Origin of the sequence: Pectobacterium betavasculorum (assembly GCF_000749845.1) — a bacterium.
Taxonomy (GTDB): Bacteria; Pseudomonadota; Gammaproteobacteria; order Enterobacterales; family Enterobacteriaceae; genus Pectobacterium; species Pectobacterium betavasculorum.
The window spans coordinates 1-808 of the sequence record NZ_JQHM01000046.1 but is presented as its reverse complement, the minus strand read 5'-3'; the positions used below and the strand labels follow the sequence as shown (position 1 = coordinate 808).

Annotated in this window: 1 protein-coding gene; it reads left to right on the top strand. The window is 58.8% G+C overall.

Going from position 1 to position 808, the window contains the following annotated elements; translation table 11 throughout:
* On the top strand, positions 1–808 hold an 808-nt coding region (locus KP22_RS21000), incomplete at both ends, for an Ig-like domain-containing protein (RefSeq protein ID WP_039326309.1).

Sequence of the window (808 nt, the reverse complement as noted above, 5' to 3'; positions counted from 1 at the left end):
CCTGGAGCGTGAATGTGCCGGGCGCGGTGCTGGCCGCCAATGGCGATGTCTCCGCGACGGTCACCACGCGTGATACCGCAGGTAATGTGACGACGGCGAATACCAGTCACGCTTACGGCGTGGATACGGTGGCGCCAGTAGCATCGATTAGCATCGACGATGTGACGTCAGATAACGTGATTAACGCGGCCGAATCCGGCCAGACGATCTCTGTTACGGGTCAGGTAGGCAATGAGGTTCAGGCCGATGATGCGGTGACGGTCACCGTCGGCACCGAGACCTACCAGACCACGGTGAATGCCGATGGCAAGACCTGGAGCGTCAATGTGCCGGGTTCGGTGCTGGCCGCCAATGGCGATGTCAGCGCCACGGTCACCACGCGCGATACGGCGGGTAACGTGACCACTGCAAACTCTACTCACGCTTACGGCGTGGATACCGATGCGCCAGCGGCGTCGATTACTATCGACGATATCACCAGCGATAACGTGGTTAACACAGCCGAGTCCGGCCAGACGATTGCGGTCATCGGTCAGGTCGATAACGATGTTAAAGCGGGCGATGCGATTACCGTTACCGTCGGCACCGAGACCTACCAGACCACGGTGAATGCGGATGGTAAGACCTGGAGCGTCAATGTTCCCGGTGCTGTGCTGGCCGCCAATGGCGAGGTGAGTGCCTCGGTCACCACGCGTGATAATGCAGGCAACCTCACCACTGCGAATACCACTCATACTTACGGCGTGGATACCGTGGCACCAGTAGCATCCATTACCATCGACGATGTCACCAGCGATAACGTGATTAA